Annotated in this window: 12 protein-coding genes; 7 read left to right on the top strand and 5 right to left on the bottom strand. The window is 64.3% G+C overall.

Annotated features, from left to right (window positions below):
* Positions 1 to 164 precede the first annotated feature (164 nt).
* Together VG320_RS11965 and VG320_RS11960 are read left to right on the top strand one after the other, a co-directional pair.
* Positions 165 to 1,619, top strand: a complete 1,455-nt coding sequence (locus tag VG320_RS11965; RefSeq protein WP_327200316.1) for a DUF1254 domain-containing protein — start codon at positions 165 to 167, stop codon at positions 1,617 to 1,619.
* 309 nt (positions 1,620 to 1,928) lie between these two features.
* Positions 1,929 to 5,711 carry a DUF748 domain-containing protein gene (locus VG320_RS11960; RefSeq protein WP_327200315.1) on the top strand — a complete coding sequence of 1,261 codons (3,783 nt, stop codon included), beginning with the start codon at positions 1,929 to 1,931 and terminating at the stop codon, positions 5,709 to 5,711.
* Between the two features lie 59 nt (positions 5,712 to 5,770).
* Here VG320_RS11960 and VG320_RS11955 read toward each other — a convergent pair whose 3' ends face one another.
* Positions 5,771 to 7,258, bottom strand: coding sequence for an amidase (locus tag VG320_RS11955; RefSeq protein ID WP_327200314.1), 1,488 nt, complete (start codon positions 7,256 to 7,258; stop codon positions 5,771 to 5,773).
* A 288-nt stretch (positions 7,259 to 7,546) separates the two neighbouring features.
* Between VG320_RS11955 and VG320_RS11950 the strand changes: the two genes are divergently transcribed.
* On the top strand, positions 7,547 to 8,149 hold the full coding sequence (locus tag VG320_RS11950; protein WP_327200313.1) for a response regulator transcription factor: 603 nt from the start codon (positions 7,547 to 7,549) through the stop codon (positions 8,147 to 8,149).
* A gap of 447 nt (positions 8,150 to 8,596) precedes the next feature.
* On the opposite strand, the gene VG320_RS11945 is transcribed toward VG320_RS11950, so the two are convergent.
* A complete protein-coding gene (locus VG320_RS11945; RefSeq protein WP_327200312.1) occupies positions 8,597 to 8,911 on the bottom strand; it encodes a hypothetical protein in 315 nt (104 codons plus the stop codon).
* Between the two features lie 336 nt (positions 8,912 to 9,247).
* Positions 9,248 to 10,918, bottom strand: a complete 1,671-nt coding sequence (locus VG320_RS11940) for an acyl-CoA synthetase (RefSeq protein WP_327200311.1) — start codon at positions 10,916 to 10,918, stop codon at positions 9,248 to 9,250.
* Between the two features lie 198 nt (positions 10,919 to 11,116).
* Here VG320_RS11940 and VG320_RS11935 point away from each other — a divergent pair, with 198 nt between their 5' ends.
* Positions 11,117 to 11,821, top strand: a complete 705-nt coding sequence (locus VG320_RS11935) for a Crp/Fnr family transcriptional regulator (RefSeq protein ID WP_327200318.1) — start codon at positions 11,117 to 11,119, stop codon at positions 11,819 to 11,821.
* 180 nt (positions 11,822 to 12,001) lie between these two features.
* Positions 12,002 to 12,352, top strand: coding sequence for a DUF4148 domain-containing protein (locus VG320_RS11930; protein ID WP_327200317.1), 351 nt, complete (start codon positions 12,002 to 12,004; stop codon positions 12,350 to 12,352).
* Between the two features lie 84 nt (positions 12,353 to 12,436).
* On the opposite strand, the gene VG320_RS11925 is transcribed toward VG320_RS11930, so the two are convergent.
* Complete coding sequence (locus VG320_RS11925; RefSeq protein ID WP_327200310.1) at positions 12,437 to 14,173, bottom strand: penicillin-binding protein 2; 1,737 nt, start codon at positions 14,171 to 14,173, stop codon at positions 12,437 to 12,439.
* 187 nt (positions 14,174 to 14,360) lie between these two features.
* Here VG320_RS11925 and VG320_RS11920 point away from each other — a divergent pair, with 187 nt between their 5' ends.
* The gene (locus tag VG320_RS11920; protein ID WP_327200309.1) at positions 14,361 to 14,606 is read left to right on the top strand and encodes an AbrB/MazE/SpoVT family DNA-binding domain-containing protein; all 246 of its coding nucleotides are present in this window, start codon (positions 14,361 to 14,363) and stop codon (positions 14,604 to 14,606) included.
* Positions 14,603 to 14,998, top strand: a complete 396-nt coding sequence (locus VG320_RS11915) for a type II toxin-antitoxin system VapC family toxin (RefSeq protein WP_327200308.1) — start codon at positions 14,603 to 14,605, stop codon at positions 14,996 to 14,998. The genes VG320_RS11920 and VG320_RS11915 overlap by 4 nt, the downstream gene beginning before the upstream one ends.
* Before the next feature lie 47 nt (positions 14,999 to 15,045).
* Here VG320_RS11915 and VG320_RS11910 read toward each other — a convergent pair whose 3' ends face one another.
* Positions 15,046 to 16,593, bottom strand: a complete 1,548-nt coding sequence (locus VG320_RS11910; protein ID WP_327200307.1) for a methyl-accepting chemotaxis protein — start codon at positions 16,591 to 16,593, stop codon at positions 15,046 to 15,048.
* Positions 16,594 to 16,598 lie beyond the last annotated feature (5 nt).

Below are 16,598 nucleotides of genomic sequence, written 5' to 3'. Positions count from 1 at the left end.
CCTACGCCACTTTTCTTGGGCTGGCGCGGGCGATACGATACCATCCGGCGGCATTGGCCCCCGCCGCGCGCACTGGACCAACGGCCCTTGGGGGGGCCGGCGCGCCGCGCGGGAGGCCGGTCGACGTCAATTCATGGACCGCCCGCTTCGTACACAACCAACAAATGACAACAAAACGTCGCAGTATTGCCTTCTTTCGCGCCTGCACCGCATTGGCGGGCGTAGCCCTCATCGCCGGATGCGCGTCCACGCCTGAAAGCGTCGCGCCCAAAAGCAACGGCTGGGTCAAGGACGAGGTCTCCGACTCCTATGTGTTCGGCTATCCGCTCGTGCTGATGGACGTGTCGCGCGCGGCCGCCACCGGCAGCGCGCCCGGCCAGGCCGCGCCGAATACGCTGCGTCATGCGCAGTCGCTGCCGCCCGTCGGCGCTTCGAGTCCGCCTGAACCCAATCTCGACACGCTCGTATCGTCCGGCTGGCTCGATCTGGGCCGCGAACCTGTGCTGGTTTCGCTGCCCGATACGCATGGCCGCTACATGGATGCGCGCGCGCTCGACATGTGGACCAATGTGCTGTGGTCGACGGCGGTGCAGCCCAATGAGCGCGTGAGCGGTCTGAAGGCGCAAACGATTGCGTTCGTGCCGGCGGGCTGGAAGGGCACGCTGCCCGCGCGCGTGACGCGCATCGACGTGAGCACGCGCTATGCGTGGTTCATCGCGCGCATTCAGACGCGCGGCGGCGCCGATCTGAACGCGGTGCGTCGTCTGCAACGCGGTCTGCGTGTGACGCCGCTTTCCGCGTGGGATGCGCACGGCAAGCACGGCGCGCAGGCGGATGCGCAAAACGGCGCAACGGGTGCACAAACGGGCGCGGGCCTGAGCGGCGATCCGGTCGCAAGCGGCACGCCCGCCGCGCAGGTCGCGGCGCTCGACGCCAATGGCTTTTTCAGCCGTCTCGCGCTGGCGATGGAAGACAACGCGCCGGTGCCCGACGATCAGCACGCGATCAAGATCCTCGGCGACATCGGCGTGCATTCGGGCGACGCCGCGCAACTGCCGTCGGGCAGCAAGGACACGGCGATGGTCAACGCGGGTCTCGCCGACGGGCGCACGCGCGTTGCCACGCCGCCGTCGAATCTGCTGGCCGGCAACGGCTGGACCTGGATCGGCGACGACGCGGGCAACTACGGCCCGGACTACGCGCTGCGCGCCTATGCGGCGTGGGCGTCGCCGGGTCTGCCGACCAGCCGCGACGAAGTGCGCGCCCGAGTCGCGCAGGATGCCGACGGCCACGCGCTGAACGGCGCGAACCGCTACGTGATCCATTTCGCCGCGAAGCAGGTGCCGCCGGTGCGCGGCTTCTGGTCGATCACTGCTTACACGACCGACGGCGCGCTCGATGGCGACGCACCTGTGCGTATCGCGTTCGGCGATCGTAACGGCGCGCATCGCAACCGCGACGGCTCGATCGACGTGCATGTGAGCGCCGATCGTCCGCGTGGCGGCGGCAACTGGGTACCGGTGCCGAAGGGCGATTTCCGCCTCGTGCTGCGCATGTACGCACCCAAACCGCAAGCCACCGACGGTAGCTGGCAGCCGCCCGCCGTCGAGCGTCAGTGACATCTTTTTGACGTGTTGATGGAGCGGCCCGAGTGCCGCTTCATCGCCGCTTTATCAGCGTGACGAAGCGGCGCACAAGCCGCTTCTTTCCCGCTTCCTTCCTTCTCGCGCCGCGTTCTGTGGCGCGACTTTGCCTGCCGCATTGCCGTCGCGGCACCCGGCGTTTTACAGCCGCGCGAGGTGCCATCGGGCCTATACTTCCGGCTGTCGGGCCTATCCGTCTGCCGAATGCCGTCTGTCCGGCCAGGCGCGGCCCAAGCCGTTCCACCATCCGCGGCGCGCATCTCGCCGCGTCACTGGCCAGCAAGCATGGCAAGTCTGAACAAAGCATCGCTGACAACCTCCCTGCAATCGGTGCGCGCCGTCGCGCGCGCGCCGCGTACCCGCCGAGTCTTCACGGGTATTCTCATCTTCCTCGTGCTGTTCGGACTGCTCGGTTTCTTCGCCGCGCCGCCGCTCATTCGCCACGTCGCCGAGCAGCAGTTGAGCAAGCAGCTCGACCGTCCCGTCACGATCGCGCGCATCGCGCTCAACCCCTATACGCTGCGGCTCGAAGCGGATCGCGTGCATATCGGCGAGCGCGGTGGCCAGGGCGATTTTGTCGATGTCGAGCGGCTCGTCGTGAAGCCGTCGTGGTCGTCGATCTTTCGCGCGGCGCCCATCGTCGATGAAGTGCGGCTCGATTCGCCGCGCGTGACGGTCGTGCGGCTGGACGCGCAGCATTTCAACTTTTCGGATCTGATCGACAAATTCTCGAAGCCGTCGGAAAAGCCCAGCAGCAAGCCGGCGCAGTTTTCGGTTTCGAATATCCGCGTCGAAAATGGCCAGATCACCTTCGACGATCGCCTGCTGGGCGAGAAGCATGTGATTGACCGCTGGACGCTTGGCATTCCGTTCATCGCCACGCTGGCGTCGAAGACCGATATCTTCGTCGAGCCGCTGTTGCGCGCGCGCATCGATGGCGCGAGCACGCTGGCTATCGACGGCAAAACGAAACCGTTCGCGGCTTCGCGCGAGTCCGAAGTCGAGCTGCGCCTGAGCGATCTGGACGTGCCGAAGCTGCTGACCTACTCGCCGACGAAACTGCCGGTCACGGTGAAGAGCGGCCTGCTCTCGACCAATCTCAAGCTCGATTTCGTGATGTCGGGCGAGAAGCCCACGCTGCGCGTTTCCGGCACGGCGGACCTGAATAATATCGATGCAACCGACAACGCCAATGCGCCGCTCTTCGGCGCGCACGGGCTGCATGTCGCGGCGCAGTCGCTCGAACCGTTTGGCAACGTCTACCGCTTCGACACGATCCGCCTCGATACGCCGTCGGTCTGGCTGGCGCGCGACAAGGCGGGTGTGCTGAGCGTCGAGAAACTTGTCGGCGCACCGGCAGCGAAGGCCGAAGCAAGGGGTGAAACTCCGGGCGCAGCGAAAACCGCGAGCGCACCGGTTGGAGCATCCGGCGCACAAGCCGAGGCAGCGGAAAAAGCGCCGCCGCTCGATCTGTCGATCCGGCAGTTCGCGATCACGGGCGGCGCGGTGCATGTGCATGACGAGGCCGCGTCGCGGCCCGTCGAATACGATCTGGGCAACGTTGCGGCGACGCTCACGAATTTCTCGACCACGGCGAAGGCGCTCGCGCCCTACACGTTCGCGTTCGGCGACGGCAAAGGCGCCACTGCACAGATCGCAGGCAACTTCGGCATGGCGGCGAAGCGCGCCGACGCGAAGATCGCCGTGAACGCGCTGGCGCTGCCGGGCCTGCAACCCTACATCGACAGCGTCACGGCCGCGCAGATCCTGGACGGCAAGCTCACGCTCGATTCGACCGTGACGGCTGACTGGTCGAAATCGCCGGCCGCCGTGCAGGTGGGCGCGAGCACGCTCGGTCTCGATGCGCTCAAGATCGCAGCGCGCGGCGCGAAGACGCCCGTCGTGGCGTTCACGAAGGGCACGGTGCAGGTGAGCCAGGTCGATCTGGCGGCGCGCACGGCGCAGGTCGCGTCGGTGGACGTGAACGGCCTCGCGCTGAATGTCGAACGCCTGAAGAACGGCGATATCGATCTCATGAAGCTGGCGGGCAGTCACGAAGCCGCGCCCCAGCGCACGGCGATCCACGCCGCGCAGAAGTCGGTCAAGGAAGGCCCGGCGTGGCACTACAAGATCGATAACCTCAGCGTGAGCGGCGGCACGGTCAACTTCACCGACAGCACGACGCCGCGCCCGGTCAAGCTGGCGATTACGCCGCTCGACCTCAAGGTCCAGCAGATCAGCGACGACATGCGCCACGCGCTGCCCATCGACCTGAAGGCGACCGTCAACCGCAAGGGCACGCTGGCGCTCAATGGCGACGTGAATCCGACGCCGCTCAAGGCGCAACTGAAGATCGACGCAAACCGGCTCGACGCCGCGGCTTTCGAGCCGTATTTCGGCAATCAGCTCAATGCGGTGATTGCGAGCGCGCTGCTCAATATGAAGGGGCAACTGGCGGTTGAGCAGGGCAAGGCGCTCAAGGCGAACTATCGCGGCGACGCGGCGCTGGTGGACGTGCGCATGCTCGACAAGGCGACCTCGGACCCGTTCGCGGGCTGGCGCTCGCTCGCGCTGTCGAACATGAAGGTGAGTTACGACGACGCGCGCGGCACCGACGTGGACGCGAGCCGCGTGACCTTCGCGGGCTTCTATGGCCGCGTGCTGCTCGACGCGCAAGGCAAGCTCAACCTCAAGGACGTGGTGGCGCATCAGAGCGGTCAGGCGCAATCGCTCACGCGCGACACGGGCGCTGAGCAAAGCGGGCGCGAGCCGGTGCCGCTCACGCCGCAGGCCGCGAGCGCGCCGGAGCTGGCTTCGGCGCCGGTGCCGGCTTCAGGCGCCGCGACGACCGTCACCGCCGCGCAGCCGCCTTCGAAACCGGTGCGGCTGCACTTCGGCCAACTGGTGCTGCAGGCCGGGCGCGTCAACTACACCGACAACTTCATCAAGCCAAACTACACCGCCGACCTGGTGCAGATCCAGGGCACGGTGGGCGCGTTCGGCACCGAATCGACCACGCCCGCGCCCGTCGATGTGTCGGCGAAACTCGCGGCGAACGGGCCCATATCGATTAAAGGCACGGTGAATCCGCTGATCGAAAAGCCCTCGCTGGACCTCACGGCGAGCGCGCACGATATCGAGCTTACCAACCTCACGCCGTACTCGACCAAGTACGCGGGCTATCCGATCACCAAGGGCAAGCTCAACGTCGATCTGCACTATCAGCTCGCCAACGATCAGCTCTCGGCGAACAACCATATCTTTATCGATCAGCTCACTTTCGGCGATCACGTCGATAACGACACGGCAACGAAGCTGCCGGTGCGTCTGGCAATCTCGCTGCTGAAGAATCGCAAGGGCGAGATCGACGTGAATATTCCGGTTTCGGGTTCGCTGTCGAATCCGGAGTTCAGCCTGGGCGGCCTGATCTGGAAGGCGGTGCTCAATCTGATCGCCAAGGCTGTGACCGCGCCGTTCTCGCTGCTGGCGAATGCATTCGGCGGCGGCGGCCAGGAACTCGGTTATGTGGAGTTCGCGGCGGGATCGGCGAAGCTCACCGACGCCGACGACAAGAAGCTCGACACCATTGCCAAGGCGCTCGACGACAAGCCCTCGATCAAGATTGATCTGATCGGCCGCGTCGATCCTGCCGTGGACACGCCCGCGCTGCGCGAGCAGTACGTGGACCATCTGGTGCGTCTGCAGAAGGTCAAGGATACGGTGGGCAACGGCGAGAGCGTCGATACGTCTCAAGTGCAGGTCGATCAGAAGGAATACGAAAAGTATCTGACCAAGGTCTATAAGGCGGCCGACTTCAAGAAGCCGCATAACATGATCGGCCTCACGAAGTCGCTGCCCGCGGACGACATGAAGCAGGCGCTCGCCGAACATGCGCCCGTGGACGACGCCGCGCTGCGCGATCTCGCGCAGCAGCGCGCCCAGGCGGTGCAGCAATACTTCGAGGGCAAGGTGGACCCTAGCCGCGTGTTCGTGGTGGCGCCCAAGCTCGATGCCAAGGGTATCGACGACAAGGGCGCGACGACGCGGGTGGATTTTGGGCTTAAGTAAGTGGCCTGAAGCGATGGCGTTTTGAGGCGGGGCGCGCGCACTGGCGCGCCTCGTTGACTTTATGCGGCCAGCGCCGGCGGCACGCGCCGCTTGACCCACTGCGTCGCCTGATCGTAGGCATGCGCGATCTGTAGCACAGACAGATCGGCCTGCGGCTTGCCGATCACCTGCAGGCCCATCGGCAGCCCTTGCGCATTGAAGCCCGCCGGCACGCTCACCACCGGCAGACCGGCGAGACTCGCGCCGATCACCACTTCCATCCAGCGGTGATACGTGTCCATTTCGCGGCCCGCGATCGACTTGGGCCAATGCTGGCTCATGTCGAAGGCAAAAAGCTGTGCGCTCGGCAGCACCAGATAGTCGTAGCGTTCGAACAGCGCGAGCAGCGCGTTATACCACTGGCTGCGCGCCGCCGAGGCGTTCCACACGTCCTCGCCCGACAACGCGAAACCGCCTTCCACTTCCCACTGCGCCTCGGGCTTGAGCAGTGCGCGCCTGGCGGGATCGCGATAAAGCGCGCCGAGTGACCCTGCCACCGAGAAGTGCCGCAGCGTGCGCCAGCAATCCCAGAGTTTTTCCATCGGATAGTCGGGGCGCGCGGCGTCGACGTGGCAACCGATCGCGCCAAAATCCTTGAGTGCCGTTTCGCACAGCGCGAGCACGCCGTCTTCCATCGGCAGATAGCCGTCGTAATCTCCCAGCCAGCCGATACGCGCGCCGCCAAAGTCGCGTGCGAGCGGCTGCGTGAATTGCGCCGGGTCTTGCGCGATCGAAAGCGGTGCGCGCTCGTCGTAGCCCGCCTGGGTCGACAGCAGCATGGCGAGGTCGGTGACGCTGCGGCCCATCGGCCCCGCGTAGCCGAGCTGGTTGTAGTAGAGATCGACGGCAGGCACCGACGGCACACGGCCTTGCGAAGGACGCAGGCCGAATACGTTGTTCCAGCCCGCCGGATTGCGCAGCGAGCCCATCATGTCGCTGCCGTCGGCCACGGGCAGCATGCGCAGCGCGAGCGCTACGGCCGTGCCGCCACTGCTGCCGCCAGCGCTGCGCGTGGCGTCGTAGGCGTTGAGCGTGGCGCCGAATACCGTGTTGTAAGTGTTCGAGCCCAGCCCGAACTCCGGCGTATTGGTCTTGCCGATAAAGATCGCGCCCTGCGCGCGCATGCGGGCGGCGACCAGGGCGTCGGCCTTCGGCACTTCGTCGCGGAAGATCGGCGAGCCTTGTGTCGAAGGAATGCCCGCCGTGGCCGTGAGGTCCTTCGGCGCCTGCGGAATGCCGTGCAGCCAGCCCAGATACTCGCCGCGCGCGAGTTGCGCATCGCGCTCATCGGCTTCCTTCAGGAGCGCCGCGCGATCGCGCAGCGACACGATCGCATTGGCCGGCGTGTTCACACGGGCGATGTGATCGAGGAAGGCGCTCATGACTTCGCGGCACGAGACCTTGCGCAGGCGAATCCATTGCGACAGTTCGAGGGCGTCGGCGGCAACGATGTCGTCGAGCTGGGTAGAAGCCGGGGTGAGGACGGAAGCGGGCGATGCCTGATTCATGCGTGACTCTCGTGAACGGATGGTTGCGGATGGAGCAGGGGGGAGCTTTATTGTCGCGCGTCAAACTGGCAAGCGAAAGGGAACGTCTGGTTGCCGCGTGAAACAGCGGTTGCCGCCTTGGGACGGGATGATCGTATGTGGGGCGCATCAGAATCGGGTTAACCCCTGCGAAATAGCTGGCAGCGTTTCAGATTTCTCCTATGCAAAAAGAGGAGTGTGTCGTTCAGGCTGTAGTTTTCGCGCCGCCAGGCGCTCCGAATTCACGCCTCCGACAATATGGAACAAAAAATGAAGCGCATCGTGGTTATCGACGATCACCCGATCGTCCTCAAGATGCTCGCCAACGTCCTGCATACCGAATACGAACTAGTGGGCGAATGCGGTGACGGTGAAGAGGGCCTGCGTCTTGTCCACGCCTTGCAGCCGGATCTCGTGATTCTCGATCTCGAATTGCCCAGGCTCGACGGTCTGTCGGTCATTCGCGGTATCCGCACGAAGCAGTCCAGCACGCGCGTGCTGGTGCTGTCCGCCAAGCCCGAACAGGTGATGGCCAATCACACGCGCATCGCGGGCGCGAACGGTTATGTCAGCAAGAGCCGTGGGGTGGAGGAACTGTGCGGCGTGGTGAAGGCCGTGCTGCTGGGCTACGACTGCTTTCCGGCGGGCAGTTGCGGGGGCGGGCGCGACGTGGCGCTCAACGGTTTGTCGCCGCGCGAGGTCGAGGTGCTTCAGTATCTCGCGCGCGGCATGAGCAACAAGGGCGTGGCGGCGCGACTCGGTCTGTCGGACAAGACCGTGAGCACCTACAAGACGCGCGTGCTGGACAAACTGGGCGTGTCGTCGCTGGCGGCGCTCATTGAATTCGCCACGCTGAACAAGCTCATCGACTAGATCGGAAAGCCAAAAAAAAGCCCCAACCAATGGTGGTCGGGGCAATGAGAATACACCGTGCGCTCCGGGGAACGAAACGCCCAACAACGTTACCTTCATCGCACGAACGGGGCAACGCGGGCGCATTACCCCGCATTACCGCCCGCTTGCCTTCGGTATGAAGCGGTCACGCTTGCATGCGCCTGTAAAAGCCGCTGTCCGACCATAAATGCCCGCTATTTTCGGCCTGGGGTTTGAAAAATCGATTCGGATATCGAATTAATTAAAAAGGGTTTCGATCGAATGATTCAGGTCGCTCTGGTAAGTAACTGAAATGAGAGGCCAATCAGAGGTTTGCATACGCCAAAGCGTGTGCGGCTTCGAAATGCGCCGAGGCCGGTGACTCCCTCACGGGAGCAACCGGCCTCGGCGGTGTCACGTTTGATCGGTTAGCCGATCAAATGCGGATCAATAGCGCGGCGGGGGCGGACGATGGTCGTCGCCGTGCCAGTGCTGGGGACCCGGATCGTGCGGATGATGGTGCATCCACTCGTCGTGTTCCCAGTAACGGTGGCCGTCCCAGTAACGGTTGTCGTGCCAGCCGATCGACACTTGCACGCCCACCGGCATCATGTGCGCTTCGCCGTATTGCGGCGCCGAGTCGGCGCGCAGTGCGAACGGCGCGGACTGGGCGAAGGCGCTCGAGGCACCCATCAGCGCGCCGCCTGCCAGCAGCGCGGCTGCGAGAGCGCGTGCGGGGGTCTTCCAGCTCTTCGTGTTCATGTTCTTTCCTCCTCATCGAAGTCCGTCGTTCGCTTCTTGCGGCGCTGGTGCGCTGCGTTGCGTTCGACCATGGATCAAAGCTTATCGGGCGGAAGTCTGCGAATACGTGAGCACTTGTAAGCTTTCATTTCGAGCCCGTAATCACACGAAAAAGCCGATTTAACGTTTGGGCCTTGATGCGAAAAGGATTACGGGCTGTTTCTGAACCTTGCCAAAGAATTTCAAAGGGTCGGGTTGTCAATAGGCGTTACATTCGAGAACGGTCTGACCCCGATCTCGCACAACTGTTGCGCGCACAACATTTCATAATAATTTCGTTATCAATTCAAAATCCTTTCATTTTGCGGGTTTCCCGGGCTCAGGCGTCTTGCTCACATCAATGGCGGCTTGCGATCCCACCTGCGCGCGCAACTCGTATTTCTGGATCTTGCCCGTCGCGGTGCGCGGCAACTCTCCGAACTTCACCACACGCGGCACCTTGTAATGCGCCAGCAGTCCCCGGCAATGCGCGATGATTTCTTCTGCCGTCGCGTTTTCGCCCGCGCGCAGTTCGACGAATGCACACGGCACTTCGCCCCATTTCGCGTCGGGCATGGCCACGACGGCGGCAAGCGCCACGGCCGGATGCCGGTATAGCGCGTCCTCGACCTCGATGCTCGAAATGTTTTCGCCGCCCGAAATGATGATGTCCTTGCTGCGATCGGTGATGCGCACGTACCCGTCGGGCGTCATCACGCCCAGGTCGCCGGTATGGAACCAGCCGCCGCGAAACGCCTCGTCGGTGGCGCGCTCGTTCTTCAGATAGCCCTTCATGCAGATGTTGCCGCGAAACATGATTTCGCCGAGCGTTTCGCCGTCGTTGGGCACGGGTTCCATGGTCGTCGGATTGCGCACGCTGATGCCGCTCTGCAGGTGATAACGCACGCCCTGGCGTGCAGCGAGCCGCGCCTGTTCGTCGTCGGGCAGCGTTTTCCAGCTCTCCTGTACGGCGCACACGGATGCCGGGCCATAGACCTCGGTGAGTCCGTAGACGTGTGTGAGTTCGATGCCGATGGCCTTCATCTTCGCGATCACGGCGGGCGCGGGCGGTGCGCCCGCAACCATGGTGCGCACCGTGTGCGTGATGCCTTCGCGATACGCGGCGGGCGCATCGGCGAGCGCGCCTTGCACGATGGGCGCGCCGCAATAGTGCGTGACGCCAGCGCTACGAATCAGATCGAACACGAGCTTCGCGTCGAACTTGCGCAGGCACACGTTCACGCCCGCGCGCGCCGCCACGGTCCACGCAAAGCACCAGCCGTTGCAATGAAAGAGCGGCAGCGTCCAGAGATAGACCGCGTGCTTGGGCAGATCCCATTCGAGGATGTTGCTCACCGCATTCAGATACGCGCCGCGATGGTGATAGACCACGCCCTTCGGGTCTCCTGTCGTACCCGAGGTGTAGTTGAGCGCGATGGCGTCCCACTCGTTCGCGGGCGGCTGCCACGCGTAATGCGGATCGCCTTGTTCGAGGAAGGCTTCGTAATCGGTGGCGTTCGGGAAGTGTTCGGCGTCGGCGGGCGCGATATCGGCGACGCTGATGATCTTCAGCTCGGGGAATTCCAGCGCCGCGCGTTGCGCGAGCGCGGCGTATTCCGTATCGACGATCAGCACTTTCGCTTCGCCATGGCGCAGCATGAACAGCATGGTCGCTACGTCGAGCCGCGTATTGAGCGTGTTGAGCACCGCGCCGAGCATTGGGACGCCGAAGTGCGCCTCGACCATCGCCGGGATGTTGGGGAGCAGCACCGCGACGGTGTCGCCGCGCCGGATGCCCGCGCGTTCGAGCGCGCTCGCGAGGCGCCGCGTGCGCGCGTAGGTCTCGCGCCAGTTACGGCGCACGTCGCCGTGAACCATCGCGAGACGCTCGCCATAGACTTCGGCGGCGCGAGCGATAAAGTCGATGGGCGTGAGCGGCACGTAGTTGGCTTCGCGTTGCTCGAGTCCCTGTTCGAACGGGTGCGGCATGGTGCTGTCTCCTGTCTGATTTTATTGCTATGGCCGGTATGATTCGCGCTACCGTAGCAGGAGCGCGCGAGCGAGTCTGTCACTGGCGCGACAGAGCGTGATAGAGCGCGATAGAGCCGGATACGCCGGATTTTTCATTTCGAGGTCGCGATGCAGCACAGTGAGCCACCCACCGAACAACCCACCGGGCTGCCCATTATGCCCCCGGAAAAGGACGCCAACGCGCGTCTGGCCGCGCTGTTCGAGCGCTGCGCGTGGTTTCGCGCGCTCGCGCCCGAGCACCGCGCATGGGTGCTCGACAGCTCGCATGCACAGTCGTACGCGGCGGGCGCGACAGTGGCCGCCCGCGAAGCGCCCTCGGCGTACTGGCTCGGCGTGAGCAGCGGGCTCGTCAAGCTCGCGATCTTCAATGCGTCGGGGCGCGGCTGCACGTTTTCGGGCGTGCCGCACGGTGGCTGGTTCGGCGAGGGCAGCGTGATCAAGCGCGAGCCGCGCAAATACGATGTGATCGCGCTGCAACCGTCGCTGGTGATGGCCGTGCCCGCCGATACGTTTCACCGGCTCATGGACAGCAGCCTGCCGTTCAACCGCTTCGTGATCCATCAGCTCAACAACCGCATGGGCGAGTTCATCGGGCTGATCCAGAACAGCCGACTGCTCGATGTCGATGCGCGCGTGGCGCAGGCGCTCGCGCAGATGTTCAATCCCGATCTCTATCCCGACACGGGCCATGCGCTGGAAATCTCGCAGGAGGAGATCGGCATGCTGGCGGGCGCGTCGCGTCAGCGCGTCAATCAGGCGTTGCAGGCGCTCGAACGTGAGGGCCTCGTCACGCTTTCGTACAACCGCGTCGATGTCGCGAATCTCGACGCGCTGCGGGCTTTCGGGCGCGACCAGATCTGAAGCTTTCCTGCGCAGAAGTCCTCACCAATCTTCCTCAGACTGCAACAGTCCTCCCCTCGCGGCCCGGTTTTTAGGCGTGCGGGTGCTGCGTAGACTTGTCGCATCGACTCGCCGCTCGCACGGCAGATCGCCCGCGCAGCGAGTCCGTTCAGACCACAGGAGAGTACGGTGAAGAACGCAATGCTACGCACGGCGCTGGTTTCGATGATCGCGATTGTTCCAGCAATGGTTCCGGCGATGTCGTTTGCACAATCCATCCACAACGGCCCGGTGACGCGCGCCCAGGTGGTGCAGGAACTGGTTGACCTGGAATCGGTTGGCTATAGCCCGGCGTCGGGCAATGACGTGAACTATCCCGATGACGTCCAGGCCGCCATGCGCCGCCTCGAAGCGAAGCGCGCCAACGAAGCGCGTCTCGCGCAACAGCAGGCACAGTCGGGCTACGGCGCGCAGCCGGTGCAGACCAGCGAAGCAGGCGGCCCGGCGGCTGTCGTGCCCAGTGCAGAACCGGCTGCTTACAGGCATCACTAAGCAGCATTGGGCTGCTTACAGGCATCACTAAGCAGAATTGATCTGCATGACTAAATTGTGCCGCCCACGGGCGGCGCAAGCGTTTCATGCGTCGGGCGGTACGCCCATCATTTGTAGCGTGCCCTGCATCACGCCCGAGAACACGGGCCCGGCGACCGTGCCGCCATAGAACGACCCGCCCGCCGGATCGTCGATCATGACCGCGACGATCACGCGAGGTGCGCTCATCGGCGCCATGCCGACGAACAGCGCGCGATAGCGGTTCTTCGCGTAGCCCGCGCCGATCTGCTTGCGCGCGGTGCCGGTCTTGCCGCCCACGCGATAGCCTTCGACGTTGGCTGCGCGGCCGGTGCCACCTTCGCGCGTTGCCGATTCCAGCATCAATCGCAGCGCCGCCGCCGAGGCGGGCGTCGTGACCGTGCGCGGCTGCGTGGCCGCGGACAGAGGACCCATCGGCCCGGATGCGGACGCGCTGTCGTGCAGCAGCTTCGCGGGATACATCGTGCCGTCGCCGGCATAGGCCGTGTAGACCTGCGCGATCTGCAGTAGCGATGCAGACAGCCCGTAGCCATAAGCCATGGTCGCCTGCTCGATCGGACGCCAGCGCGCCCACGGCCGCACGCGCCCCGCGGCGGCGCCGGGGAAGGTGACCTCGGGCCGCAGGCCAAGACCATAGTCCTGATATTTGTTCCAGATGGTCTGCGCGGGCAGATTGAGCGCCATCTTGGCGAGCGCGATATTGCTCGACTTTTGAATGGCCTCCGCGACCGTCATGCGGCCGTGATTCGACGTGTCGTGAATCACGGCGGGGCCGATGCGGAAGGTGCCAGGCGTGGTGTCGATGATCGTGTTGGCGTTGACCTTGCGCAGATCCATCGACAGCGCGGCGACCACCGGCTTGATGGTCGAGCCGGGTTCGAACGTGTCGATAACCGCGCGATTGCGCAACTGGCGGCCCGTGAGGCGCGAGCGGTTGTTCGGATCGAACGACGGCCAGTTAGCGAGCGCGAGGATATCGCCGTTCTGCGCGTCGAGCACCACAACGCTGCCGGCTTCCGCGTGATGCTTCGCAACGGCGGCCTTGAGTTGCGAATAAGCAAGCTGCTGAACGCGGCGATCGATGGTGAGCTGGACCGTGTCGCCGTTTCTAGGCTGGATGCGCTCGCTCGGCTCGGAAATCACGCGGCCCAGGCGATCGCGGATCACTTCACGATGGCCGGGCGTGCCGTGCAGACGCGTGTCGGCGGCCAGCTCGACGCCTTCCTGGCCTTTGTCCTCGACGTCGGTGAAGCCCACCACGTGCGCGGCGGATTCGCCTTCGGGATAGAAGCGCTTCGAATCGGCGATCAAGGTAATGCCGCCCGTGGCCATTTCGTCGATATGGGCGGCGGTTTCGGCGTCCACCTGGCGCTTTAGCAGCACGAACGAGCGATCGGGCGGCAGGCGGCGGCGCAATTCGGCGACCGGCATGCCGAGCATTTTGGCGAGCGGCCCATGCGCCGCTTCATCGAGCAGCTTCGGGTTGGCCCAGATTTCGAAGGTTTCCAGGCTCACCGCGAGGAGCGCGCCGTTGCGATCGACGATGCGCCCGCGCATGGCGTCGAGTTCAAGCGTGCGCTGATAGCGCTTCTGCCCCTGTTTGACGTAGAAACCGTGATTGACGACCTGCACCCACAGCGCGCGGCCCGCGAGCGCGGCAAAGGCCGCGAAGGTGATGAACACGACAAGCTTCGAGCGCCACGCGGGCAACTGCGGCGTCAACATCGGATGACGGGTCGCAGTGGCGTGCGGATCGCGCGGCGGTTTCCTGGAACGGATCATCGGGGAGGGTAGGGAGGGGTGGTTAGAATATTATTGTAAACATAGAGTAATTAAATTGAAATTTTAGGTGGTCGGGCAGTCGGGGGCCGAAAGCTGACCGCGCGCAGGAAAACGTCAAATTCGCGAGTCGTCGCTTGCTGAAGCAGATCTCCTTACCCTAGAGTAAGGAGATTCTGCGGAGAAAAAAATGGCTTCGGCAACGTTGACATCGAAGGGGCAGATCACAATTCCTGCCGACGTACGAACGCATCTCGGTCTTTCAACTGGAGACCGGGTTGAATTCATCCTCAATGAATCCACGGGACGTTACGAGGTCGTGCCGGCAACCTGCTCGGTGACGGCGCTAAAGGGAATCGTCCGCAAACCACGCAATCCGGTTTCGATCGACGAAATGAACGAGGTCATTGCCCGAGAGGGCAGCGCGTCCCGATGATCGGTCTCGACACAAACGTACTCGTGCGCTATTTCGCCCAGGACGATCCTGTGCAGGCCAGGAAGGCAACAACGCTAATTGAATCCCTGACTGCGGAGCAGCCGGGATACATCACACACGTTGCGCTGATCGAAACGATCTGGGTGCTTGCACGCGCCTATGACCTCGGCCGCGAAGAGATCGTGCATGGGGTTGAGACCATGCTGCGTGCGCGCGAGTTGATATTCGAAGCGGCGGAGACGGTATGGAAGGCCGCGCGTCTTTATGGGACATCTTCAGCCGATTTCGCCGATTGCCTGATCGAGCGGACCTGCCACGACGCGCAGTGCGAGTACACCGCGACGTTCGATTCGAAGGCCGCTAAAACTGCGGGTATGCGGCTAATCAAGTAGGCGTGTGGCGCCACGGCCCCGTCCGTGGCGCCCCCCTCCGCGCCCCCTCACCCCATCGCCGGCAGCCTGAAACTCGCGATCGACTCGCGCAGCCCCGACACCTGATCCTTGAGCGAATGTGCCGCCGCCGCGGCCTGTTCCACCAGCGCCGCGTTCTGCTGCGTCACCTGATCCATTTCGCCCACCGCGCGATTGACCTGTTCGATGCCCGCGCTCTGTTCGCGCGAGGCGTTGCTGATCTCTTCGAGAATCTCGTGCACGCGCCGCACGGACTGCACGATTTCGCTCATCGTCGTGCCCGCGTTGGTCACGAGCTGCTGGCCTTCGGTGACCGTGCCGCTCGATTTCTCGATCAGCGCCTTGATCTCCTTGGCCGCTGCCGCCGAGCGTTGCGCGAGGCTGCGCACTTCCGCCGCGACCACCGCGAAGCCGCGTCCCTGTTCGCCCGCGCGCGCCGCTTCCACGGCGGCGTTGAGCGCGAGAATATTGGTCTGGAACGCGATACCGTCGATCACGCCGATGATGTCGCCGATCTGCTGCGAGCTGTGCGTGATGTCGCCCATCGTGCGCACGACGTCGTCCACCACGTTGCTGCCGCGCGTGGCCACGTCGGCGGCCTGGCTGGCGAGCGTTGCGGCCTGTTGCGCGCTGTCGGCGTTCTGACGCACGTTGGCGGTCATCTGGTCCATGCTCGATGCGGTTTGCACGAGCGCTGCCGCCTGTTCTTCGGTGCGCTGCGAGAGGTCGGTGTTGCCGGCCGCGATCTCGTTGGCGCCCACGTTGATGTTTTCCGCGCCGCTGCGCACGCGCGCGACCGTCTGCACGAGCGCAGCCTGCATGGTGGCGAGCGCGCGCATCAGGCTGTGCGCATTGGAGCCCTGCACGTCCACGCGCGAGGTGAGGTCGCCCTGGGCGATGCGATTGGCGGTATCGACGGCCGTTTCCAGTTCGCCGCCGATGCTGCCGCGCACGCTGCGCACCACGAACACCATCACGACGGTCGCCGCGCCGCCCAGCACGAAGGTCACGAGCACCCAGCGCAACAGGCTGCTATAGAACGCGGCGCTCACGTCGTCCATATACATGCCGGTGACGATCACCCAGTCCCACGGTGCGAAGCGATTACCGAAGCTCAGCTTCGGCACCGGCTCGCTATGACCGGGCTTGGCCCACAGGTAATCGACGAAACCGCCGCCTGGCTGGTTGGCCGCTTCCGAAAGCGCCACGAACACGTGCTTGCCGGCCGGATCGGTGAAATCGCTGAGCGCCTTTCCGTTGAGTTCGGGCTTGATCGGATGCATCAGCATCACGGCCTGCGAGTTGTTGATGCTCAGATAGCCGTCCTTGCCGTAGCGGATCGAACCGATCACGGCGAGCGCCTGCTTTTGCGCGTCGGCTTCGGGCATGGCGTTGTGCTGCGAGAGGCCGTAGTAGTAACTGGCGATGCTGCTCGCTTCATCTACGAGCTTGGTCAGTTGCGCGCGCCGTTCGCGGATCATGCCGTCGCGGCTTTGCCAGGCGCCAAACACCACGATCAGGAGCAGGCCGATCCAGAGGATCGCGATCATCGAGCGGAGTTTCTTGTTGAGAGTCATCGTCT

The sequence above is a fragment of the Paraburkholderia sp. genome (assembly GCF_035948235.1).
GTDB lineage: Bacteria > Pseudomonadota > Gammaproteobacteria > Burkholderiales > Burkholderiaceae > Paraburkholderia.
Note: the sequence above shows the minus strand (reverse complement) of the source record. Positions and strands in the feature narration are given on the sequence as shown.